General features: G+C 65.8%; 21 protein-coding genes. 8 read left to right on the top strand and 13 right to left on the bottom strand.

Annotated elements, in window-relative coordinates; translation table 11 throughout:
• Positions 1-138: 138 nt before the first annotated feature.
• The 5 genes from MST27_RS15260 to MST27_RS15280 all read right to left on the bottom strand — a co-directional run bounded on the left by MST27_RS15260 (position 139) and on the right by MST27_RS15280 (position 6,301).
• Positions 139-1,641: a CoA-acylating methylmalonate-semialdehyde dehydrogenase gene (locus MST27_RS15260; protein WP_243606796.1), complete on the bottom strand. Its 1,503-nt coding sequence runs from the start codon at positions 1,639-1,641 to the stop codon at positions 139-141.
• A 4-nt stretch (positions 1,642-1,645) separates the two neighbouring features.
• The gene (locus MST27_RS15265) at positions 1,646-2,812 is read right to left on the bottom strand and encodes an iron-containing alcohol dehydrogenase (RefSeq protein WP_243606797.1); all 1,167 of its coding nucleotides are present in this window, start codon (positions 2,810-2,812) and stop codon (positions 1,646-1,648) included.
• A 249-nt stretch (positions 2,813-3,061) separates the two neighbouring features.
• Positions 3,062-3,649, bottom strand: coding sequence for a cyclodeaminase/cyclohydrolase family protein (locus MST27_RS15270; RefSeq protein WP_243606798.1), 588 nt, complete (start codon positions 3,647-3,649; stop codon positions 3,062-3,064).
• 72 nt (positions 3,650-3,721) lie between these two features.
• A complete protein-coding gene (locus MST27_RS15275; RefSeq protein WP_243606799.1) occupies positions 3,722-4,735 on the bottom strand; it encodes an HlyD family secretion protein in 1,014 nt (337 codons plus the stop codon).
• Between the two features lie 6 nt (positions 4,736-4,741).
• Positions 4,742-6,301, bottom strand: a complete 1,560-nt coding sequence (locus tag MST27_RS15280; protein WP_243606800.1) for an MFS transporter — start codon at positions 6,299-6,301, stop codon at positions 4,742-4,744.
• 104 nt (positions 6,302-6,405) lie between these two features.
• On the opposite strand from MST27_RS15280, the gene MST27_RS15285 reads away from it, so the two are divergent.
• Positions 6,406-7,173, top strand: a complete 768-nt coding sequence (locus MST27_RS15285; RefSeq protein WP_243606801.1) for an IclR family transcriptional regulator — start codon at positions 6,406-6,408, stop codon at positions 7,171-7,173.
• A gap of 20 nt (positions 7,174-7,193) precedes the next feature.
• Here the strand turns inward: MST27_RS15285 and gap are convergent, their stop codons facing one another.
• Entirely contained in the window at positions 7,194-8,207 is a 1,014-nt protein-coding gene (gap, locus tag MST27_RS15290; RefSeq protein ID WP_243606802.1) for a type I glyceraldehyde-3-phosphate dehydrogenase, read from the bottom strand.
• Between the two features lie 169 nt (positions 8,208-8,376).
• On the opposite strand from gap, the gene MST27_RS15295 reads away from it, so the two are divergent.
• The 3 genes from MST27_RS15295 to MST27_RS15305 all read left to right on the top strand — a co-directional run bounded on the left by MST27_RS15295 (position 8,377) and on the right by MST27_RS15305 (position 11,311).
• Entirely contained in the window at positions 8,377-9,912 is a 1,536-nt protein-coding gene (locus MST27_RS15295) for an alpha-amylase family glycosyl hydrolase (protein WP_243606803.1), read from the top strand.
• Positions 9,913-9,955: 43 nt separating this feature from the next.
• Entirely contained in the window at positions 9,956-10,546 is a 591-nt protein-coding gene (locus MST27_RS15300; protein WP_243606804.1) for a 3-keto-disaccharide hydrolase, read from the top strand.
• A 192-nt stretch (positions 10,547-10,738) separates the two neighbouring features.
• A complete protein-coding gene (locus tag MST27_RS15305) occupies positions 10,739-11,311 on the top strand; it encodes a xanthine phosphoribosyltransferase (protein ID WP_243606805.1) in 573 nt (190 codons plus the stop codon).
• 12 nt (positions 11,312-11,323) lie between these two features.
• On the opposite strand, the gene MST27_RS15310 is transcribed toward MST27_RS15305, so the two are convergent.
• The 5 genes from MST27_RS15310 to dadA form a co-directional block, all read right to left on the bottom strand.
• Positions 11,324-11,842: a cupin domain-containing protein gene (locus tag MST27_RS15310; protein WP_243606806.1), complete on the bottom strand. Its 519-nt coding sequence runs from the start codon at positions 11,840-11,842 to the stop codon at positions 11,324-11,326.
• Between the two features lie 130 nt (positions 11,843-11,972).
• Positions 11,973-12,398, bottom strand: coding sequence for a c-type cytochrome (locus MST27_RS15315; protein WP_338052453.1), 426 nt, complete (start codon positions 12,396-12,398; stop codon positions 11,973-11,975).
• Positions 12,399-12,550: 152 nt separating this feature from the next.
• Entirely contained in the window at positions 12,551-13,099 is a 549-nt protein-coding gene (locus tag MST27_RS15320; protein WP_243606807.1) for a cupin domain-containing protein, read from the bottom strand.
• A gap of 101 nt (positions 13,100-13,200) precedes the next feature.
• Positions 13,201-13,557 carry a RidA family protein gene (locus MST27_RS15325; protein WP_243606808.1) on the bottom strand — a complete coding sequence of 119 codons (357 nt, stop codon included), beginning with the start codon at positions 13,555-13,557 and terminating at the stop codon, positions 13,201-13,203.
• Entirely contained in the window at positions 13,532-14,830 is a 1,299-nt protein-coding gene (gene dadA, locus MST27_RS15330; RefSeq protein ID WP_243606809.1) for a D-amino acid dehydrogenase, read from the bottom strand. Before dadA ends, MST27_RS15325 begins: the two co-directional genes overlap by 26 nt.
• Positions 14,831-14,978: 148 nt before the next feature.
• On the opposite strand from dadA, the gene MST27_RS15335 reads away from it, so the two are divergent.
• From MST27_RS15335 to MST27_RS15350, 4 genes are all read left to right on the top strand, one after another.
• The gene (locus MST27_RS15335; protein WP_243606810.1) at positions 14,979-15,467 is read left to right on the top strand and encodes an Lrp/AsnC ligand binding domain-containing protein; all 489 of its coding nucleotides are present in this window, start codon (positions 14,979-14,981) and stop codon (positions 15,465-15,467) included.
• Between the two features lie 69 nt (positions 15,468-15,536).
• On the top strand, positions 15,537-16,844 hold the full coding sequence (locus MST27_RS15340) for an NAD(P)/FAD-dependent oxidoreductase (protein WP_243606811.1): 1,308 nt from the start codon (positions 15,537-15,539) through the stop codon (positions 16,842-16,844).
• A gap of 56 nt (positions 16,845-16,900) precedes the next feature.
• On the top strand, positions 16,901-18,451 hold the full coding sequence (locus MST27_RS15345) for a phospholipase D family protein (RefSeq protein WP_243606812.1): 1,551 nt from the start codon (positions 16,901-16,903) through the stop codon (positions 18,449-18,451).
• Positions 18,452-18,627: 176 nt separating this feature from the next.
• Positions 18,628-19,374 (top strand): hypothetical protein, encoded by a 747-nt coding sequence (locus MST27_RS15350; RefSeq protein WP_243606813.1) that lies wholly within the window; start codon positions 18,628-18,630, stop codon positions 19,372-19,374.
• On the opposite strand, the gene MST27_RS15355 is transcribed toward MST27_RS15350, so the two are convergent.
• Positions 19,375-19,905 (bottom strand): Mpo1 family 2-hydroxy fatty acid dioxygenase, encoded by a 531-nt coding sequence (locus tag MST27_RS15355; protein ID WP_243606814.1) that lies wholly within the window; start codon positions 19,903-19,905, stop codon positions 19,375-19,377.
• A 93-nt stretch (positions 19,906-19,998) separates the two neighbouring features.
• On the bottom strand, positions 19,999-21,567 hold the full coding sequence (locus MST27_RS15360) for a methyl-accepting chemotaxis protein (RefSeq protein ID WP_243606815.1): 1,569 nt from the start codon (positions 21,565-21,567) through the stop codon (positions 19,999-20,001).
• Positions 21,568-21,615 lie beyond the last annotated feature (48 nt).

Genomic DNA, 21,615 nt, shown 5'->3' on the forward strand with positions numbered 1-21,615 from the left:
GTTTTGAGGACTGACGTACTGAACGTTCGTAGGCGCCAGCGTGCTGGCGATCACTAGAGCGCCCCGCCAGCACGCTGAAACGCCTACGACAAGTCGGGCGCGCCTGGCCAGCCGCACTTGGTCGGCCGCACCTGTCCGTCACTTCATGGTCGGCATCGAGAAGTCCGCCCCGGCACGGATCCCAGTCGGCCAGCGCCGGGTTACGGTCTTCATTCGGGTGAAGAAGCGCACCCCGTCCGGGCCGTGCATGTTCAGCGGCCCGAAGATCGAGCGTTTCCAGCCACCGAAGCAATAGAACGCCATGGGCACCGGGATGGGCACGTTGATGCCGACCATGCCCACCTTCACCTCTTCCTCGTACTGGCGTGCGGTGTCGCCGTCGCGGGTGAAGATGGAGGTGCCGTTGCCATACTCGTGTTCATTCACCAGCTTGAGGGCCGCGTCGAAGGAATCAACGCGCATGACAACCAGCACCGGCCCGAAGATTTCCTCTTTATAGATGCGCATCTCCGGGGTCACCCGATCGAAGAGCGTCGGGCCGAGATAGAAGCCATTCTCGTACCCCTCGACCTTCAGCCCGCGCCCGTCGCAGACCAGCTCCGCGCCCTCCTCGACACCCAGATCGATGTACCCGGCAACCTTCCTCTGGTGCTCGCGCGTCACCAGCGGGCCCATGTGCGGCTCGGGCTCGACGCCCGTACCCGGGCCGACGCGCATCCGTCCGATCTCGTCCTTCAGCATGCCGACCAGCTTGTCAGCGACCGCCTCGCCCACGCACACCGCCACCGAGATCGCCATGCAGCGCTCCCCGGCCGAGCCGTAGGCAGCGCCCATCAACGAGCTGACCACCTGCTGCGGATCGGCATCGGGCATGACCACCATATGATTCTTCGCCCCGCCCAACGCCTGGCAGCGCTTGCCGTGTGCCGAAGCAGTCTTGTAAATGTACTCGGCGATGGGCGTCGAACCCACGAAGCTCACCGCCTGTACACGCTTGTCGGTCAGCAGTACGTCCACCGCCTGCTTGTCACCGTTGACGATGTTCAACACGCCCGGCGGCAGCCCGGCCTCGGCCAGCAGCTCGCCAAGCAGCATGGTCGCACTGGGGTCCTTCTCCGACGGTTTGAGGACGAAGGTATTTCCGCAGGCGATGGCCACGGGCAACATCCACAACGGCACCATGGCCGGGAAGTTGAAGGGTGTGATCCCGACACAGACGCCCAGCGGCTGCATCAGCGAGTTGGAGTCGATATCCCGGCCGACATTGGGCGAGAAGTCGCCCTTGAGCAGGTGTGGAATCCCGCAGGCGAACTCCACCACCTCCAGCCCACGCGTGACTTCGCCCTGCGCATCGGAGAACACCTTGCCGTGTTCCAGCGAGATCAGCCGGGCCAGGTCGTCGCGGCGCTCTTCGAGCAGTGCCTTGAAGCGGAACATGACGCGGGCGCGCACCAGAGGTGGCGTCTTCGCCCAACCATCGAATGCTGCATGCGCGGCGGCGATGGCTTCGCGTGTTTCATTGGCCGAGGACAGCGAAACGTACAGACGCGGCTCGCCAGTGGCCGGGTTGTAGACGGTCGCATGGCGGTCGGAGCGGCCCGGGACGGCTTCGTTGTTGATCAGGTTACCGAGGGTCTTCATGGCGTCACTCCTGGTTCCAGACAGTTTCGTAGAGGTCGATGATTTCCGCCTCGGTCGGCACGCGCGGATTGTTGCCGGGTGACCCGGAGGCCAGCGCCTGCTTCGCCATGGTCTCGCGCAGTTCGAAGAAGCGCTCGCGGGCGATGCCGAACTCGGCCGGGCTCGGCACCTTGAGCTCCCGGTTCAGCGCGCGCAGCTCATCGAGCAACTTGGCGTTCGCGGTATCGATGTCGTCGGTCTGCGCCGCAACGCCCATGGCACGGGCGCAATCGGCGTAACGCGCCGGCGCTGCCGGTATCGAGAAGGCCGTGATCGCGGGCAGCAACATGGCGTTCGAGAGCCCGTGCGGCACGTGGAAGAACGCGCCGATCGGCCGGCTCATGCCATGCACCAGCGCCACCGAGGCGTTGGAAAAAGCGATACCGGCCAGGGTCGCACCGAGCATCATCGCCTCGCGGGCGGAGCGATTAGCGGGTTCGTGGTAGGCCGCGCGCAGGTTCGGCGCCAACAGGCGCATGGCCTCGAGCGCCTGGGCATCACCGTAGAGGCTGGCCTTGCGGCTGACGTAGGCTTCGATGGCATGGGTCAGCGCGTCGATGCCGGTGTCGGCGGTGACACGCGGCGGCAGCGACAGGGTCAGCTCGTAGTCGATCAAGGCGGCGACGGGCATGAAGCCAAGGCCCGCACAGAGCATTTTCTCGTCGCTGGTTTCGTCGGTGATGATGGTGAAGCGCGTCGCCTCCGAGCCGGTGCCGGCGGTGGTGGGAATGGCGATCAGTGGCAGCCCGGCCTCGCTGACGTCGCGTGGAAAACGGTAGTCGCGCATCTCGCCGCCGAACTTGCCAAGGATGCCGATGGCCTTGGCCGAGTCGATCGGGCTGCCGCCACCGAGGGCGATGATCGAATCGTAATCGCCTTGGCGGACCATCTCGACGCCGGCCCGAATCGAGGCGGCGGTCGGTTCTGGCAAGGTGTCGGCGAAGCAGTCGCTGGGGATGTCGGCTTTTGCCAGGGTCTCGCTGATACGCGCCACGTAGCCGAGTTCGACCATCATCCGGTCGGTGACGATCAGAGGGCGTTTACAGCCCAGGTTATGCAGCACGGAGACGATCTGCTGGCTGGCGCCGGCGCCGATTTCCATCAGGCGCGGCAGGACGATGCGATGGCTCATGGTGTTCTCCGGTGGACATTCGCGCCGCGCGAACGGTGCGCAGGTCTCGTTTGTCGTGATCCTGATAACTCGTATCGATCAGCTTCGAGACTAGAAACAACACCCCTATACGTCAACCTAAAACGAGACGTTTATTCTCGATATCGCTCAAGGGTATAGATGAATGCAGACTGTAGAACCGTCCGAAGCGCGGCTCGCCTCCCTCCGCAGGAAGGCAGCGCAGCGTGCCAGCGGGACCGCACCTGGCCACTAGCGGCGGGCATCGCGCCATCGCCGCAGGAGCGTGTCGCCTTCCATCTGCAGGCGTTGGCGTGACCGTCCGGCTTGCTCCCGCGCAGCCTCATCAAGGCTCGCCCGGTCAACATCGACATTGATCAAGGCGGCGCTGAGGGCGGCGTGGATGAGCACCGCACCGGCCTGAACGTCGCTCTGGACGTTCGCGGCTACGCAAGGCCATGCCTCGGCGGCCACTTCGAGGGCTTCCAGGCAGCAGTGCGCCAAGGCCAGGGGAACGGCACAGGCCTGACGCGCGGCTGCGTGCTTGTCATCGGCGTCGCCGTCGCGGGCGGCGGTCAGGTAATCGTCGAAGGCCTGCATGTCGTCGCCGGCGAAGCTGCCCGGCCGGCCCAATAGCGCTTCGGCGGCGTGCAACAGCCGCAGACGAGCCGGGTCGGAACCGTGCGCTTCACTGATACGCAGCCCTTTCACCACCAGCGCAAGGCCGATATCTGCCGTGACGGCAGCGGCGGCGCCGCAACCGGGGGTGGGCTTGCCAGCCGCCGTCGCAGCCCGGAAATCCGCCAGCGGCAGCTCCCAGACGCCTTCTTTTCTTGGCATTTTCAGCCTCCGGTGCCATTGATCTGCATGAAGCCTTCAGACCTGGATGGCCCCGGGAGAGTTGCCGGGGGCTCAGTGGGCCACGTTCAGCAATGTCGGTATGACTGACATGCCGACCCGCAGTTGCGCCAGCTCCGGCTGGTCGGGCTCGAAGACGATCTTTACCGGCACGCGCTGCACCACCTTGGTGAAGTTGCCAGTGGCGTTGTCCGGAACGATGGCGGAGAAGGTGACACCCGTCGCTGGCGCCAGGCTCTGCACATGGCCGCGCAAGGCCACATCCGGCAGCGCATCGACGCGCAGCATGACCGACTGCCCGGCCTGGATGCCGGCGAGCTCGGTCTCGCGGAAGTTGGCCGTCACGTACAGATCGGCCAGCGGAACGAGTGCCAGCAGGTTGTTGCCGGGTGCGACGTAGGCACCCGGGGTAACGGAACGCGCCCCGACCGTGCCATCGAAGGGCGCACGAATTTCGGTGTAGGAGAGTTGCAGGGCAGCCTGGTCACGCACCGCCTCTGCCCGGGCCAGGGCGGCCTTGGCCTGGCTGATCTGGGCATCGATCACGGCCGTTTCCTTGCTGGCAGCTGCCTGCGCCGCCCGGTCGCGATCCCGCACGGCGAGCCATTGCTGCAGCTCGGCGCTGGCCTTCTCCTGCTCTTCACGGGGCACGGCGCCAAGCTTGGACAGCGCCTGATAACGCGCGGCGCTGGCCTGCGCGAACCCGAGCGAGGCCGTGTCGGCGCGTAGGGTGGCCGCGGCCTGTTCGATGAGGGCGTCCTGCCGGCTCAGTGTCGCCTGCAGGTTCTCGATGGCCGCGCGCGCCGCGGTGACATCCGCCTCCGCCAGCGTTACGGCGATGCGGTAGTCGCGGTCGTCGAGGCGCACCAGCGGCTGCCCGGCCTTGACGGTCTGGTTGTCCTGCACGAGCACCTCGGCCACGTGCCCGGCGATCTTGGGCGCGATCCAGGTGGCATCGGCACGCACATAGGCATCATGGGTACTGGGATCGGACGGGCCGGTGGCCGCGTAAAGGCCGCCAACGAGCAGGACGGCAGCGGCGGGAAGCAGCAAGAGTTTCGCGTTCATATTGACTCAATGTGGGGCGGTAACTTTTGGGGGTGGCGGCGGGTATGCCCGGGTCGGCAGGAACAGCAGCAAGAGGAACATCACGGCCAGCACGGCGATGACCGCCAGGTAGGCGTCCGCCATCGCGAGCACATGCGCCTGATCGCTTACCCGGCCGGCGAGATCAGCCAGGGTTCCAGCCGCCGGGTGATGGCCGCGCGCGGCCAGGTGGTCGAGCAACACGAACGAATGGAACTGCTCCCGGTGACCAAGCAGGGCATCCATCAGGGCCACCCCGACGACAGTGCACACACCCCGAATGCCATTGACCATGGCGGAGGCGAACGGCCCCTCCATGGGGTGGACCACGCCGGTCGAAATCATCAGAAGCGGCACCACGACCATCGGCTGTCCCACCGCCTGGAAGGTCTGGATGAGGTAGAAATTCTCCATCGCCCACGCGGACGTCAGCTGACTCCCCGCCAGGCAGGCCATCGACAACAGCAGCAACCCGAGCCCGGCAACCCAACGCGCATCCACCCCTCGGCGATTGATCAGCGTGGCCACCAGCGGCGCCAGCAGCAGTTGCGCCAGCGCGTGGCCCAACGCCAGCGGCGCGACCTGCAGCGGACGAAAGCCGTGGACCTGGCTCATGTACAGAAGCGGCAGATTGCCGATGGTCACCACGAGCATCATCAGCGCCAGCGTTGAAACGCCGTAGGCGAAGTTGCGCCGGGCGAGCAGCTGAAGCTTGATCAGCGGTTGCGGGTGGGACCATTCGTGCAACAGGAACAGCGGTAGCAGCACGCCGGCGCCGACGAGCAGCGCCCGGATCAGCGGCGAGTGCAGCCAATCGAGCCGTTCCCCCTGCTCCAGCGCGAGCACCAGACAGACGATGCCGACGCAACCCAGCAGCGCGCCCTGCCAGTCCGCGCCCTTGAAACGCTCCAGCCGCAGCGGGTCTTGCGGCAGGCCATACGCGATCAGCGCAGCGCCCATCAGGCAAGGCGGAACGATCTGCCAGAACACCCATTGCCAGCCGACACCCTCCGTCCAAAGCGCCGACAACGGCAACGCGAGGTTCGGTCCGAAGGTGGCCGTCAGCGCATAGGCGCCCAACCCGTAGATCTTGGCGTGCCAGGGCAGAAAGCGCAGCGCGGCGGTCATCAGCAGGGGCGGCAGCGAACCGGCGGCCAATCCTTGCAGGATGCGCAGCAGCATCAGGCTGTCGGCCGTCGGCGCCAACGGGCATAGCACGCCCAGGCCGGCGAAAATCAGGGTCATGGTGATGCCAAAGCGGCGCAACGAGAAGGTCACCGCGAGCCAGGGGGCGACAAACATCGCCGCGACCTCGGCGGCCGCGTAGCAGGCGGTGAACCAGGTGCCGGCGTCATAGCCGATGCCAAACGCGCCTCGCAGATCCGCCAGCGCAATGGAGGTGATCCGGCTGTTGATGCCTGCGGTGAGCGTGGCCAGCAGCACCCCGACCAGCCCCAGCGCCAGCCGAAACGTGAAGGGCAAAGGCACCGGCGGACTCGCAACCACCGGGGCCGCCTCGCCATGGGCTCGAATTACGGAAGTGTTCATGGTAAGCGTTACCCACGGCAGGCCATGGGTCAGGAACTGTCATCAGGATAAAAAACCGGTACAGTGTACCGCCTAACGGTACAAACACAATGCAGGCGAACCCATTGAATTCCATTTCGACGAACAGCCAGAACGATACGGGCCGCGGCGCCATGCAGGTCATCGCCCGCGCCGCCGCGGTGTTGCGCGCGCTGGAGGGGCAAAAAGACGGGTTGAGCCTCGGAGCCATCGCCAAGGCGATCGACCTGCCCCGCTCCACCGTGCAGCGCCTGGTCGGCGCGCTGGAAGTCGAGGGCATGCTCGAAGCCGGGCCTGGCGGCGTGCGGCTGGGCCCGGCCATCCTGCGGCTGGCCTCCGGCGTCAACAGCGATCTGGTGACGCTGGCTCGGCCGCATCTGCAACGCTTGGCAGAAGCGTGCGACGAGACCGTCTGTCTCATCCAGGCCAAGGGCACGACGCTGGGCATTGTCCATGCCGTGATCTCGAACCAGGAGTTACGCGTCGCGCCGCTACCGGATCACCTGCTGCAGATGCATGCCACCAGCGCGGGCAAGGCCCTGCTCGCCGGCCTGCCGGATGAAACCATCGACAACCTGCTGCCCGACCCCCTGCCCCGGCTGACGGCTCACACCCTCAGCAGCCGTGCGGCCTTGCATCGCGAACTGGCCAAGGTTCGCGAGGAGGGCTTCGCCTATGACTGGCAGGAACACGTCCAGGGCGTGTGCGCCATCGGCACCGCCCTCTATGCGGGCGGCGCGGCTTATTCGGTGTGCATCCTCGCGCCAACCTTCCGCTTCGAGCCCGCGCTGGAGCGATTGCGCGAGGCGCTGCTCGAGTGCAGACAAGCGATCGAGCGAAGCTGCGGGTTGTAGCGATCCGCCGAGCGCACTGCTCAGGCGCCAGCGGCCGGCCCTTTCCACGCCAGCAGCACGTCGAGCATACGGTTGGAAAAGGCCCACTCGTTGTCGTACCAAGCCAGCACTTTCACCAGTTCGCCCTGCACCCGCGTGTGGCTGAGGTCGGCCACGCAGGAGGGCGCGTAGCCGATGAAATCGCGCGAAACCAGCGGCTGCTCATTGCACTCCATCACCCCCGGGTCCAGACGTTGCGCACCTTCGCGCAGGATCTGGTTCACCGCCGCCGCGTCTGCGGGTGGGCGCTCGGCCGTGAACGTCAGGTCGACCAGCGATACATTCGGCGTTGGCACCCGCACCGCCAGGCCATCGAGGCGCCCCGCCAGTTCCGGCAGCACCAGACCGATGGCCTTGGCCGCCCCGGTGGTCGAGGGGATCATCGACTCCGCCGCCGCGCGGGCGCGGTAAAGGTCCTTGTGCGCCTTGTCCAGCAGGCTCTGGTCATTGGTGTAGGAATGCACCGTGTTGAGCAGTCCCTGACGAATGCCGACCGCGTCATGGAGCACCTTGGCCAGCGGCGCCAGGCAATTGGTGGTGCAGGAGGCATTGGAAATGACCTTCTGCTCGCCCAGCAGCTGGTGATTGACGCCGTAGACGACGGTCAGGTCTGCGCCATCCAATGGGTGCGAGGCGAATACCCGGCCGGCACCGGCCCGCAGATGCTGCTCGATCATGTCGCGCTTCTTGAATTTGCCGGTGCACTCCAGCACCACGTCCACCCCCAGCGCCTTCCACGGCAACTGGGTGGCATCGCGCTCGGCCAGCAGGCGAATCGACTGGCCGCGCACGCGCATCGTCTCGCCGTCCAGCTCGATGGGCTCCTGAAAGCGGCCGAATGTCGTGTCGAAGCGCGTCAGGTGAACCATCGCCGCCCGCTCGCTGAGGTCGTTGATGGCGACGATCTGGATCTGGCTCTCGAGGTTCCGCTCGAACAGGGCACGCAGTACAGCTCGGCCGATACGGCCATAGCCATTGATGGCAATACGCAACATGGCGGTCTCCTGGTGAGGTTGAGGCTGGTGCAAGGTTAGGTGGAGTATCCGGGGTCGCGTTCAGTACCACCCGACGGAGATCAATGAACGGGCGAAACCCGCACACCGCTCGTCAGTCGTAACCTCACAGACCCTCTACCCCGGCCCTGCGAATCGCAAGGGGATGCGCATGAGCGAATCGAACGAGCCACCCTGGTGGAAAGGCGCGACCGTCTATCAGATCTATCCGCGGTCTTTCGCGGACAGCAATGGCGATGGCATTGGCGACCTCAACGGCGTGCGGCGCCACCTCGACTACCTGCAACGCCTCGGCGTGGATGCGCTCTGGCTGTCGCCGATCTTCCGCTCGCCAATGGCCGATGCCGGCTACGACGTCAGCGATTACTGCGACATCGACCCGCTGTTCGGCTCGCTGGACGACGTCGACCAACTGATCGCCGAAGCCCACGCTCGCGGTATCCGCCTGCTGCTGGATTTCGTGCCCAACCACACCTCGGACGAACACCCCTGGTTCGTCGAGTCGCGCCGCTCGCGGGACAACCCCAGGCGCGACTGGTACATCTGGCGCGACCAGCCGAACAACTGGCGCGCCGCGCTGGGTGCCGGCAGTGCCTGGACCTGGGACGAATCCACCCGGCAGTACTACCTGCACCTCTTCCTCGCCAAGCAGCCGGACCTCAACTGGCGCAACCCCGAGGTGGTCGAGGCGATGCATGGGGTGCTGCGCTTCTGGCTCGACCGCGGCGTCGACGGCTTTCGCATCGACGTCGCCCACTGCATCGGCAAGGACCCGGCCCTCGCCGATGACCCGCGCTGCCAGGCTGGCCAACCGCTGTCGGACTTCAATGACCAGCCCTATAGCCACGAGGTCATGCGTGGCCTGCGACGGCTGGTCGACAGCTATCCAGGCGAGCGCGTGCTGGTCGGCGAGGTGAACATCCGCTCCACCGAACGTGTGCTGCAGTACTACGGCGCCGGAGACGAGCTGCACCTGGCCTTCAACTTCACGCCGCTCGACGTGCCCTGGGACCCGGCGCGATTTCGCGCGTGCATTGGCGAAATCGAGCACTGGCTCAAACCAGCCGGCGCCTGGCCGACCTGGGTGCTGTCGAATCACGACAACATTCGCCATCGCAGCCGCTATGGCGGCTCCGAAGAGGCTGCTCGAGCCGCCGCGGTGCTGCTGTTGACGCTGCGCGGCACGCCCTTCATCTACCAGGGCGACGAGCTGGGTCTGGAAGACGCACCGATCAGCACCGACACCCGCGTCGATCCGGGCGGCCGCGATGGATGCCGCGCGCCCATGCCCTGGCTGTTCGAACCGCCCCATGGCTGGGAAGGTGCTGCGCCCTGGTTGCCGTTTCCGCCCGAGGCCGATAACCGTTCGGCCGAGCGCCAGGTCGGTGCGGCGAGTGCCATGTTCACGCTCTACCAGCGCCTGCTGGCCGCGCGCAGGACCAGCCCGGCACTGCAACGGGGCGACTTCACGGAGCTGCCCTCGCCGCCCGAGGTGCTGGCCTATCGCAGGGCGCTCGGCGATGACCGCCGGCTGGTCTGCATCAACTTTGCTGCCCGTGCGCAACCCTTCGAGCGAAGCGGGCGCTGGACCATCGAGGTCGCCAGCGATGGTCTTGGCGAGGGCGATCTCTACAGGGGCCACCTCGCCGCAAGCCAGGCCCTGATCCTGCGCCCGACGGAGCCTTGAACGTGGCTCCGACCATCTCACCTCCCGTTCGGATGACTCAGCGATGATCCAGACACTCGATGCCGACCAATGGCGCGCCTGGCACGGCGCCGACTTTCCGCATGACTGCTGGCATGTCGAAGACGACACGCTCTGCGCGATCGCCGGACCACGGCGTATCGATCTCATATCGCGGCGCCGCTACCGCGATTTCCGGCTGCGCTTCGAATTCGCGCTGCCGGAGGCCGGCAACTCCGGCGTGTTCTGTCGCGTCGAGGAAGATGTCGAGCTCAGCTGGCACAGCGGCCCGGAGCTGCAGTTACTGGACGACGCCGGCCATCCGGACGGTCGCGAGCCCAGCACGCGCAACGGCGCCCTGTATGCACTGCTGCGGCCGGAGCCGGAAACCCCGCTCGTGCCCGATCAGTTCATCGAAGGCGCCTTGAACGTATGCGGTGCGGAGGTCGAGCACTGGCTGGCCGGCCGTTGCGTGCTTCGCTATCGCCTTGATGATCCGGCCCTGCGCGAACGAATCGCCCGCAGCAAATTCAGCACCCATCCCCGCTTCGCCCAGGCCGCTGAGGGCCACATCGTGCTGCAGCATCACGGGGAGGCGGCACGCTTTCGCCGTTTGTCGATCGAAACGCCTGACTGAAGCGGCCCCTTGGAACCGGGCGCGAAATTAAGCGAGAATGCGCGGCTTTCCAGGCTGCGGAAGGCAGTGACGAATGGATGCCGGATCGAATCGAGCTGGGCGCTCGCCTGAACAAGGCGCAGCGCCCAGCTGGCTTTCGGCACCGCGATTCGTCAAGCGAACCCGGCCACCCAAGCTCGAGGTAGCGCGTTCGTGGAACAGCTGAAACAGAAGATTCGCAATGAAGGCATCGTACTCTCCGACCGCGTCCTGAAAGTCGATGCCTTTTTGAACCACCAGATCGACCCGCTGCTGATGCAGCAGATCGGCCAGGAATTCGCCCGTCGTTACCGCGATGAGGGCATCACCAAGATCGTCACCATCGAGGCGTCCGGCATTGCGCCGGCGATCATGGCGGGGCTGGAACTCGGGGTACCGGTGATCTTCGCTCGCAAGCATCAGTCGCTGACCCTGACCGATCACCTGCTCACAGCTTCGGTGTATTCGTTCACCAAGCAGGTCGAGAGCACCATCGCCATCTCGACCAACCATCTGTCGCCCGCTGATCGGGTACTGGTCATCGACGACTTCCTCGCCAACGGCAAAGCCGCCAAGGGCCTGATCTCGATCATCCAGCAGGCGGGCGCCAGCGTCGCCGGACTGGGCATCGTCATCGAGAAGTCCTTCCAGGCCGGGCGCCGAGAGCTCGAAGAAGCGGGCTTTCGTGTCGAATCGCTGGCCCGCGTCGCCGCCCTCAGCGACGGGCAGGTCGTCTTCGTCGATTAACCCGCCGCCGGTTCACTCCCGGCGCCACAGAGCGACCAGTGCGCCCTGGGTGCCGGCGACCGGGTCGCTGACCGGCACGCCGACCTGCTCGGCCCTCGCTCTCGCCTCGTCATGGCGCCCTTCGTCGGGCCGCAGCAGATCGTACTGCTGGTCGACGGGGTAGCCGCCCACCACTTCGAAATCCGCACTGGCGCTGAGCTGGCAATGCCCGGTTCCGGCCGGCAGGACCAGCGCATCACCCGCCGCCACGTCCACCTCCTGCCCCTGCTCGCCGCCGAGCATCAGGCGCGCCGAGCCGCGCGAGACACCGAGCACCTCGTGCGCCGTGGAGTGGAAGTGATGGTAGTCATAGACCCCGGCGCGCCATTGCGCCGGCCACAGGTGGCTGTTGAACAGGTTTTCGAACGCGCTGGCGTAATCGCTGCCGGCCAGCGGCAACTGACGATAGACGAGCACCGGATGCGGACTGTTGGGTGTGCGGCCGTCACTGGAAAAGTGCAGCTGCTCGGGTTGCGGAGCGGAACTGGGCATGAGCACCTCGTTGCGGGGCCTGGGCCGTGGCCCGGGCGATGAACCATGGTCGTTCGACCCGCCGCTGACCGGCTTTGCTCCCCTGGAAACGACAAAGCCGCCCGAAGGCGGCTTTGACAGACCGGCTGGATTACAGACCGGACATATGCTTGATGGCGGCCATCAGCTCGTCATCCGAGCAGTCCCCGCAGGTGCCTTTCGGCGGCATGGCGTTGATGCCGGAGATAGCCTTGGCCAGCAGGCCGTCCAGGCCACCTTCCTTGTCTGCGCGGGCTTGCCAGGCGGCGGAGTCACCGACCTTCGGCGAATCCAGCAGACCGGTGCCATGGCAGGCGTTGCAGAACTTGCCGACCACGTCCTCGCCACTGCGGGCACCGCCGCCAGCGGAAGCGGTCGCAGCGCCTGCAGCTGCACACTCTTCACCTTGGATACATACTTCGCCCACCGGCTTGAGTCGCTCGGCGATGGCGTCTTCGTTGGTCGCAGCCTGAGCGCTCACTGCCCACAGGGCCACTACGGCAGTCTGTGCTACCAGGATCTTCTTAATCAGGTTCACCTTACACCCTCATGTGGCTAGACACGCCCGCGGCCACGGTAACGCGAGCGGCCGACAGTATAGCGGCAAGCCGCGTCCGCCGAAAACAACCCATGCCCCGGCGCTCGCCAAGGCGACGCTTTGTCGCAGCGCGGCAGCCTGTCCGAACGGGTCTAGAAATTGGCTGGCGTGGTGGCGCTGATCAGGCGCGCGGGGGTATCGAACGGGTTGCGGAAACGATGCGGTTTGCTGCTTTCGAAATAGTAGCTGTCGCCGCTTTCGAGAATGTAGGTCTGGCCGCTGACGGTGAGTTCCAGACGACCTTCGACGAGCATGCCGGCCTCTTCGCCCTGATGCGAGAGCATATCGGTGCCGGTGTCGGCCCCGGGCGGGTAGGTCTCGGCGAGAAACGCGATGGCGCGCCCAGGATGCGCCTTGCCCACCAGTTTCATGCTCACCGCACCGTCGGAAATATCGATCAGCTCACCCGCCTTGTAGACGACCTGGGTGTCGCTGTCTTGATCGAAATCGGGCGAAAAGAACTCCACCAACGACATGGGGATGCCGCTCAGCACCTTTTTCAGCGAGCTGATGGAAGGGCTGACACTGTTCTTCTCGATCATGGATATCGTGCTGTTGGTTACGCCTGCACGTTTGGCGAGTTCACGCTGGGACAGGCCCTTGAGCTTGCGGATGGTTTGCAGTCGAACGCCGACGTCCAATACGGGAGCCCCCAATCAAGAGCAATAACGGAGGCCGCTATGATGGCGAGGGCGTTCAGTATTTTCAACACGCCGGAACGAAATGCCCCGGCGGTGGCGCATCACCGCGGCAGCGCCGCGACGACCGACAGCTCGACGAGGATTTCCGGCTCGCAGAGCTTGGCTTCGACCGTGGCGCGGGCCGGCGCAACGCCCTCCGGCAACCATCGATCCCAGACCGCGTTCATACCGGCGAAATCGGCATCGATGTCCTTCAGGTAGATGGTCACCGACAGAAGGTGCTGCTTGTCGGTGCCGGCCTCGGCGAGCAGACGCTCGATGTTTTCCAAGGTCTCGCGGGTCTGCTGCTCGATCCCGGCACTCATGTCCTCGCCCACTTGGCCAGCCAGGTATACGGTGTCGCCGTGGATGACGATCTGGCTCATCCGGGCATTAGTGTGCAGGCGCTGTATGGGCATGCTTATGAGGCTCCTTGGGTTTGCCGTAGCGGAAGATATCCAGGCCATCGGTGCTGATCTGGGTGCGCTTTTTCGCCAGCAGGTCGGCGAGCAGACGCCCTGACCCGCAGGCCATGGTCCAACCCAGGGTACCGTGGCCGGTGTTCAAAAACAGGTTGCGATAGGCCGTGGCGCCGATGATGGGCGTGCCGTCCGGCGTGGCGGGGCGCAGCCCGGTCCACAGCTCAGCCTGGCGAGGGTCGCCACCCAGGGGGAACAGATCACCGACGACCATCTCCAGGGTCTCCCGGCGGCGCGGGTTGAGCGACAGGTCATGCCCGGCGATCTCGGCCATGCCGCCGACGCGAATGCGCTGGTCGAAGCGGGTGATGGCGACCTTGTAGGTTTCGTCGAGCACGGTGGAAACCGGCGCCATGGCCGGATTGCCGATCGGTACGGTGAGTGAATAGCCCTTGAGCGGGTAGACCGGTACACGAATACCGAGCGGCTTGAGCATCTGTGGGCTGTAGCTGCCGAGCGCGAGCACGTAGCGGTCGGCCCGCTCGAGCGTGCCGTTGATCCAGACACCTTCGAGTCGATCCCCGGCGAACTCGAGGCGCTGAATATCCTGGTTGAAGCGGAACTCGACGCCCAGGGCACGCGCCATCTCGGCCAGGCGGGTGGTGAACATCTGGCAGTCGCCGGTCTGGTCGTTGGGCAGGCGCAGCGCACCGCTGAGCTTGTCCGAGACCTGCGCCAGCGCCGGCTCGGCACGTGCGATCCCGGCGCGATCGAGCAGTTCGTAGGGCACGCCGGATGCTTCCAGCACGGCGATGTCCTTGGCGGCGTTGTCCAGCTGCGCCTGGGTGCGGAACAGCTGAGTGGTGCCGCGTTGGCGGCCTTCGTATTCGATGCCGGTCTCGGCGCGCAGTTGGTCGAGGCAATCGCGGCTGTACTCGGACAGGCGCACCATGCGCTCCTTGTTCACGGCATAGCGCGCCGCCGTGCAATTGCGCAGCATCTGCGCCATCCACAGGTACTGTTGCGCATCGCCGGTCAGCTTGATCGCCAGCGGGGCATGACGCTGCATCAACCACTTCATGGCCTTGAGCGGCACACCGGGCGCGGCCCAGGGTGAGGCGTAGCCAGGCGAAACCTGCCCGGCATTGGCAAAGCTGGTCTCCATGGCGACGGCGGGCTGACGATCCACGACCACCACCTCGAAACCGGCCCGCGCCAGGTAGTAGGCACTGGTCGTGCCGATCACACCGCTTCCCATCACCAGAACACGCATCGCCGCCTCCTGCCCGCTCGCCACCGGGCTTTTCAGAGTCACTGTTGAGCGGAGTATAGAAAGAGCTAGACAGTGGTTCTCGCTATATAACCGGCTATATTTGCGATTTATTCACGCCTGGAACGGCTTTTGTGGAGTCGATACCCCTGTGAGAACCAAGCATCAATCGCGCCGTGAGCTGGACAAGATCGACCGCCAGATCCTCCGCCTGCTGCAGGCCGAGGGACGCATGCCTTTCACCGAGCTCGGCGAGCGCATCGGCCTGTCGACGACCCCCTGCACCGAGCGGGTCCGGCGGCTGGAGCGCGAAGGCATCATCATGGGCTATACCGCGCGGTTGAATCCGCAACATCTCAAGGGCGGGTTGCTGGTATTCGTCGAAATCAGCCTGGCCTACAAATCCGGGGACATCTTCGAGGAGTTCCGCCGCGCGGTGCTCAAGCTGCCCCACGTGCTGGAATGCCACCTGGTGTCCGGCGACTTCGATTACCTGATCAAAGCGCGCATTTCGGAAATGGCGTCGTATCGCAAGCTGCTCGGCGACATCCTGCTCAAGCTGCCGCACGTGCGCGAATCCAAGAGCTACATCGTGATGGAGGAGGTCAAGGAATCGCTCGAGCTGCCCGTGCCCGACTGAGCCTCGTTTTGCCACGCTGACGCCGCTCGCACTACTCTTGCCCGATCGATCGCATTCCAAGGCCCGACCATGACCCGGCAACCCGCCACCCCTCTCGACGCCCATGCGCCCTCCTACTACGCCGCAACCACCAACCGCTCGCTCGACCTGCCGCGGCTCGAAGGCGAGCGGCAGGTGGATGTCTGCGTCGTCGGAGGCGGGTTCACGGGGATCAACACGGCGATCGAACTGGCCGAACGAGGGTTCACGGTGGCCTTGCTCGAAGCCCGTCGGATCGGCTGGGGCGCCAGCGGGCGTAACGGCGGGCAACTGATCCGCGGGGTGGGCCACGACGTCGAGCAGTTCGCGCCGATCCTGGGCGAGTCCGGCGTCGACGAGCTCAAGCGCATGGGCTTCGAAGCCGTGGAGATCGTCCGCGAGCGGATAGCGCGCCATGCGATCGAGTGCGACCTCACCTGGGGCTATTGCGATCTCGCCACCAAGCCACGTCATCTCGAGGCGTTCGATGAAGACCACGCCGACCTGCAGCGCCTGGGCTACCGCTACCCACTGCGTCGCCTCGACCGCGCCGGGCTGGGCGAGATCATCCACTCCGACCGTTACCTCGGCGGCCTGCTGGACATGGGTTCAGGGCACCTGCACCCGCTCAACCTCGCCCTTGGCGAAGCGGCAGCGGCCCAGGCGCTCGGTGTGCAGCTGTTCGAACAATCCCCTGCCGTGCGTATCGATCAGGGCAGCGAGGTGCGCGTCCATACCCCGCAAGGTGTCGTCCGCGCCCGGCATCTGGTGCTGGCGTGCAACGCCTACCTGGGCAACCTCAACCCGACGCTGGCGGGCAAGGTGTTGCCGGCCGGCAGCTACATCATCGCCACCGAACCCCTGTCCGAATCGCTGCGCCAGGATCTGCTGCCGACCCATGCCGCGGTCTGCGACCAGCGCGTGGCACTGGACTATTTCCGCCTGTCCGCCGATGGCCGGCTGCTGTTCGGTGGTGCCTGCCACTATTCCGGGCGCGATCCGCAAGACATCGCGGCCTACATGCAGCCGAAGATGCTCAAGGTCTTCCCGCAATTGCGGGGCACCCGCATCGACTACCAATGGGGCGGGATGATCGGCATCGGTGCCAACCGCCTGCCGCAGATTGGCCGCCTCGCCGGGCAGCCGAACATCTACTACGCCCAGGCCTATTCCGGCCATGGGCTGAACGCCACGCACCTGGCCGCACGGCTACTGGCTGAAGCGATCTGCGGCCAAGCTCAAGGGCGCTTCGACCTCTTCGCGCAGGTGCCGCACCCGACCTTCCCGGGGGGGCAGCGGCTGCGTTCGCCACTGTTGGCGCTGGGCATGCTCTGGTATCGCTTCAAGGACCTGTTCTGAATTCCGCCGCTGCGTTGGCGTCCAATCGCAAGTACCAGACCTGAAACGGAGTGACCTTGCGCATGCGTCTGCTGCTTGTCGCAGTACTGTTGCTGTCGGGCTGCGCCGGGCAACTTCCCCCACCCCAGCCATCCTACGCGCTGCCCGCGACCGCCTCCGACCTGCATCACCAGCTCACCGCCCTCGCCGCGCGACAACCGGACGACCATTCCGGGTTTCGCCTATTGCCATCCAGCGCCGACGCCTTTGCCGCACGCATGAAGATGATCCGTCGAGCCCAGACGAGCCTCGACGTGCAGTACTACATCGTGCACGACGGTCTCAGCACCCGCGCCCTGGTGGACGAGCTGATCCAGGCGGCCGACCGCGGTGTCCGCGTGCGGCTGCTGCTGGATGACACCACCAGCGACGGCAACGACTACCAGATCGCGACGCTCGCCGCGCACCCCAACATCCTGGTGCGGGTGTTCAACCCGCTACGGGTCGGACGGAGCAACATCCTGACCCGCTCCCTGGGCCGCCTGCTGCACCTGTCGCTGCAGCACCGGCGGATGCACAACAAGCTGATGCTGGCCGACAGCAGCCTGGCAATCGTCGGTGGCCGCAACCTCGGCGACGAGTACTTCGATGCCAAGCCCGGGCTTAATTTCACCGACATCGACCTGCTCGCGGCAGGGCCGGTTGCCCAGCAGCTGGCCACCAGTTTCGACGAATACTGGAACCATGAGCTCAGCGTGCCGATCCAGGCGTTCCTGCGCCGGCCACCGACCGAGGCGGATCTCGACGAGGTGCGTCGTCAGGTCGCCATCTACCTCGACGACCAGCGCCGGCGTGACACGACGCGGTATCGGCAGTTGATGGCCGAGCCGCAGCACCTGGATCTCGACGACTGGTTCGATGCCCTGATCTGGGCCCCAGCCGAAGCCCTCTGGGACCATCCGGGCAAAGTCACCTCACCGGGCGTGCCTGACGAAGAATTACTCCTGACCACACGGCTGCAGCCCCACATGGACGCCGTGGAACACGAGATGACGCTGATCTCCGCCTATTTCGTCCCGACCGACACGGGCGTCGACTACCTGACCGGCCATGCCGAGAAAGGCGTCGCCATCCGCGTGCTGACCAACTCCCTCGAAGCGACCGACGTTCCAGTAGTTCACGGCGGTTATGCGCCCTACCGCAAGCCGTTGCTCGAGGCAGGCGTCCGGCTGTTCGAGCTGCGCCGGCAGCCGGATCAGGAAACCTCCTACAACCTGAGCGGTAGCTCGGAATCGAGCCTGCACAGCAAGGCGGCCGTATTCGACCAGCAACAGGTATTCCTTGGCTCGCTGAATTTCGACCCGCGCTCGATTCTCTGGAACACGGAAGTCGGCATTCTCGTCGACAGCCCGGAACTGGCCAGCGAAGTCCAGCGGCTGACACTGGAGGGTACCTCGCCGGCCGTCAGCTACGAGGTTCGTCTGGCCGAGCGGAGCGGTGCGCAGCGCCTGGTCTGGATAGCCGAAGACGAGGGGCAGCAGCGCGTGCTGACCCGCGAACCCGGCGGCGCCTGGCGCCGCTTCAATGCCTGGATCAGCCGGGTCATCGGCCTGGAGCGCATGCTCTAGGCGACACCGGCGCTCAGCCCCGGTTTCACGACGCTTCGGCCAAGATAGACCGGTGATACGCCGTTTCGCTTGTTTTCATTCTTTGGTGTGATAGCTCGCGCCTCGGCGCTGGCTAGGCTGGAGTGGTGATGCCGGCCACCGGCACCTGGCTCTATAAGAATAAAAAGGAGCGCGACATGCATCATCGCAAATGGATATGGATGGTGACCTTCCTGATCGGCTGCTTTTCGGCCCTGATCAACCCGGCCCAGGCCCAGTCGTTCGCCGCCCTCGAAGGGATGCAGATCCACGCCAACCGCGCCACCAGCAGCCTGCTGCTGTATCGCGGCGAAGGCTTTCAGAAAAGTCATCTGGCACGGATGGAGCAGGATCTGCAGACACTCGCCGCGACGGTCAGCGCGTTCCCCGATGCGAGCCCTGAACTGCTCGAGCGCCACCAGGCGCTGCAGACGCTTCTGCGAGAGGGCGCCGCCTTTGGTCGCGAAGAAGACGACATGCCCTGGGGCTGGCCGCTGGAGATGAGCAAGGCGCTACGCGACTTCCTAACCGCCGTGCGCAGCCAGCAAGGGGCCGACGCGCATGCCGAGCTGCCGGCGAAGGTCGAGTACCTCACCGTGCAATACCTCAGCCGCGCCTATGTCGGCTCGTTCGAAACGGCGCGCGAGCAACCGGATACCTACCTCGGCCAGGATGAACGGCGCCTGGTGCCCGCGATCGACACGCAACTCGCGGCGTTGGATGGCAAGTCCGACCCGGCCATCGCCAAGCTGAAGGCGCGCTGGAGCTTTCTCAAGGTCGCGCTGGAAGACATGAACAGTGGCAACAACAGCTTCAACACCGCCTCGGGGCGCCCCTTCGCGCCGATCATGGTTGACCGCCATGCGCGTGGCCTGAGCGAGCAGTGGATGGCGCTGTCCCGCTGATCAGCGCTGCGCAGTCGGCCCAAGCGGACGCGGCCGCACGGGCCCGACCCGCGCCTCGATGGCCTGCCGCAAGGGTTCACGCAGCCCCAGCATGAACCCCAGCTCCGCCGCGACGAACAGCGGCCCGATGATCAGCCCGCTAAGGTCGTCGATGAATGCGGGCTTGCGGCCCTCGAAATAGTGTCCGACGAACTGAATCGCCCAACCGACCACGAACAGCCCGAGTCCCGCGCCTAGCCACACACCCGTCGGCCGCTGCGCGAGCCCCGCGCCCACCCAGACGCATAGCGCCAGCACCAGCGCCATCAGCACGGCGTAGCGCAGGTCGAGTCGCAGATAGAAGAGGATCGCCACCGCCGCCGCCAACACGGCCGGGCTGAGCCAGAAGCCGAGGAGCTCGGCACCTGGGCGGGACAGCAGGATCGCCACCGCCAGCACGATCATGGGGATGCCGATGAAATGGCTGAGCAGATTGCGCGGGTCGCGGTGGTAGGCCGCGTATTGAGCAAGGTGGTCGGTGAGGGTCTTCATGGCGCACTCCAGTTGGCCTGCCTACGAGTGTAGCCAGCCGCACGCGGCCAGCCATCGCCGCGCCCCGCCAAACAGCAGGGCGCTTGTGCCATCTCAGGGCTCGGGTCGATAGCCCAGGCGCAAGCCGCCCCAGTGCCGACCGAGGACCGTGATCGGAACAGAAATGTCGTGCATCAACTCGCCGGTGTCACGGCTGTAGGTCTGCAGCAGCACCTTGCGCTGGTGACTGCCGCATCGGCCGCCGGTGCGGTCGTTGAACAACCGCTTGCTGCGGCTGCGCACCCGATCGACCGCCGGATCACCCGTCGGCGGCTGGCTGAAGGCGCGGTTATGCGTGGGCACGTAGCCGTCCGGGGTGGTCGCAATGGCGTAGATCAGCGCCTCGTTCTGCCCCAGCAGCGGCTCCTGGATGTCCGGCAGCACCTGGTCGGCGTAGCGATCGAAACGGGTGTGGTAGCGCACCGGGTCGGTACCAGGCTGGGCCTGGTAGTTGCGATCGAACAGGTCCTCGACGGTCAGCCTGCCGGCGGCCAGGTCCGCCTCGAATCGAGCGGCAATGGCGGCGGCGCCTTCGCGGGCCAGGTCGAAGATACGCTGGTGATAGGCATCGAGTTGGACCTCGGCCAGCTGTTCGCTGACGGCCTCGGCCTGGCCGACGAGATTCTCCGCCGCCTTTTCCAGCTGCCGGGTCTGCGTTTCGCTGTCCAGCGCGTCGCTGCGCAACTGTTCCAGCGCGACGAAAAGCTGCGCCAGTCGTTCATGGTTACTGGCGGTGCCAGCGGTGATTTCGGCCACTTGCGTCTCGACGTCGACGGCCAGTTCAGCGATGCCGGTCAGCTGACTGCCGGTGGTCGCGATCTGCTGCGCCGCCTCATCGAGCGCTTGTGCCTGGCGGTGGATGTGGCTGACAACCGCCTGGCTCTGCTCGCGAATGTCACCGACCATCCGCCCCACTTCTTCTGTCGCGCTGCTGGTGCGGCCCGCCAGGTTGCGCACTTCATCGGCGACAACGGCAAAGCCCCGCCCGGCCTCACCGGCGCGCGCCGCCTCGATGGCAGCGTTAAGCGCAAGCAGGTTGGTCTGACTGGCAATGGACTGGATCACGTCGGTGATCTGGCGGATCTCCTCGGTGCGCGCCGACAGGCCGTCCAGCAGCTCGCGGCTGGATTGCGTCTGGGCACTGAGCTGCTGCATCCGCTCGATGGCCTGCAGCAGGTCGGCACGCCCACTGTCGCTGCGGCTGCGCACCGCCTGGGCGGCGTCGAGCGCGTGGCGCGCCCGGTCTGCGCTCTGCTGCTCGGTCTCGGTCATCGCCTGGGCGCCGTCGGCAATCTCGCCGATGGCCGCCAATTGGGATGTCAGCCGCGCCGCGAGTTGTTCGGCGCTGAAGGAAACCTGCGCCGCCGACAGGGCGTTGTGGCAGGTATGTCGAGACAAGGTCCGGCTCAGATCGGTAAAGCCGTCGCCGTTCGCTCCAGCGTTCGGCGTCTCCCCCAGTTGACCGCGCCACGGCCCCAGCCAAGGCCACAGGGCCAACAGCAGAACGGACACGGCGGTGAGCGCGAAGGGCAGCGCCATCCAGGTATGGAACAGCAGCAGCGCGATCAGGGCACCCGCATGAAGCAGGCAGGCCCAGCGATGACGGCGGAAGGCAGGGCGCATGGATGGCCTCTTGTTGTGTGTCGGTATGGACCGTCTTGTAGCACCTCG

It is taken from the genome of Stutzerimonas marianensis (assembly GCF_022810315.1).
Taxonomy (GTDB): domain Bacteria; phylum Pseudomonadota; class Gammaproteobacteria; order Pseudomonadales; family Pseudomonadaceae; genus Stutzerimonas; species Stutzerimonas marianensis.

Excerpts from the sequence above, each read along its gene's own strand:
- MST27_RS15270 (WP_243606798.1), bottom strand. The coding sequence starts at position 3,649 with ATGCCAAGAAAAGAAGGCGTCTGGGAGCTGCCGCTGGCGGATTTCCGG.
- MST27_RS15355 (WP_243606814.1), bottom strand. The coding sequence starts at position 19,905 with ATGAAGACCCTCACCGACCACCTTGCTCAATACGCGGCCTACCACCGC.
- dadA (WP_243606809.1), bottom strand. The coding sequence starts at position 14,830 with ATGCGTGTTCTGGTGATGGGAAGCGGTGTGATCGGCACGACCAGTGCC.
- MST27_RS15280 (WP_243606800.1), bottom strand. The coding sequence starts at position 6,301 with ATGAACACTTCCGTAATTCGAGCCCATGGCGAGGCGGCCCCGGTGGTT.
- gap (WP_243606802.1), bottom strand. The coding sequence starts at position 8,207 with ATGTTGCGTATTGCCATCAATGGCTATGGCCGTATCGGCCGAGCTGTA.
- MST27_RS15350 (WP_243606813.1), top strand. The coding sequence starts at position 18,628 with ATGCATCATCGCAAATGGATATGGATGGTGACCTTCCTGATCGGCTGC.
- MST27_RS15300 (WP_243606804.1), top strand. The coding sequence starts at position 9,956 with ATGATCCAGACACTCGATGCCGACCAATGGCGCGCCTGGCACGGCGCC.
- MST27_RS15265 (WP_243606797.1), bottom strand. The coding sequence starts at position 2,812 with ATGAGCCATCGCATCGTCCTGCCGCGCCTGATGGAAATCGGCGCCGGC.
- MST27_RS15295 (WP_243606803.1), top strand. The coding sequence starts at position 8,377 with ATGAGCGAATCGAACGAGCCACCCTGGTGGAAAGGCGCGACCGTCTAT.
- MST27_RS15260 (WP_243606796.1), bottom strand. The coding sequence starts at position 1,641 with ATGAAGACCCTCGGTAACCTGATCAACAACGAAGCCGTCCCGGGCCGC.
- MST27_RS15360 (WP_243606815.1), bottom strand. The coding sequence starts at position 21,567 with ATGCGCCCTGCCTTCCGCCGTCATCGCTGGGCCTGCCTGCTTCATGCG.
- MST27_RS15340 (WP_243606811.1), top strand. The coding sequence starts at position 15,537 with ATGACCCGGCAACCCGCCACCCCTCTCGACGCCCATGCGCCCTCCTAC.
- MST27_RS15275 (WP_243606799.1), bottom strand. The coding sequence starts at position 4,735 with ATGAACGCGAAACTCTTGCTGCTTCCCGCCGCTGCCGTCCTGCTCGTT.
- MST27_RS15325 (WP_243606808.1), bottom strand. The coding sequence starts at position 13,557 with ATGCCCATACAGCGCCTGCACACTAATGCCCGGATGAGCCAGATCGTC.
- MST27_RS15310 (WP_243606806.1), bottom strand. The coding sequence starts at position 11,842 with ATGCCCAGTTCCGCTCCGCAACCCGAGCAGCTGCACTTTTCCAGTGAC.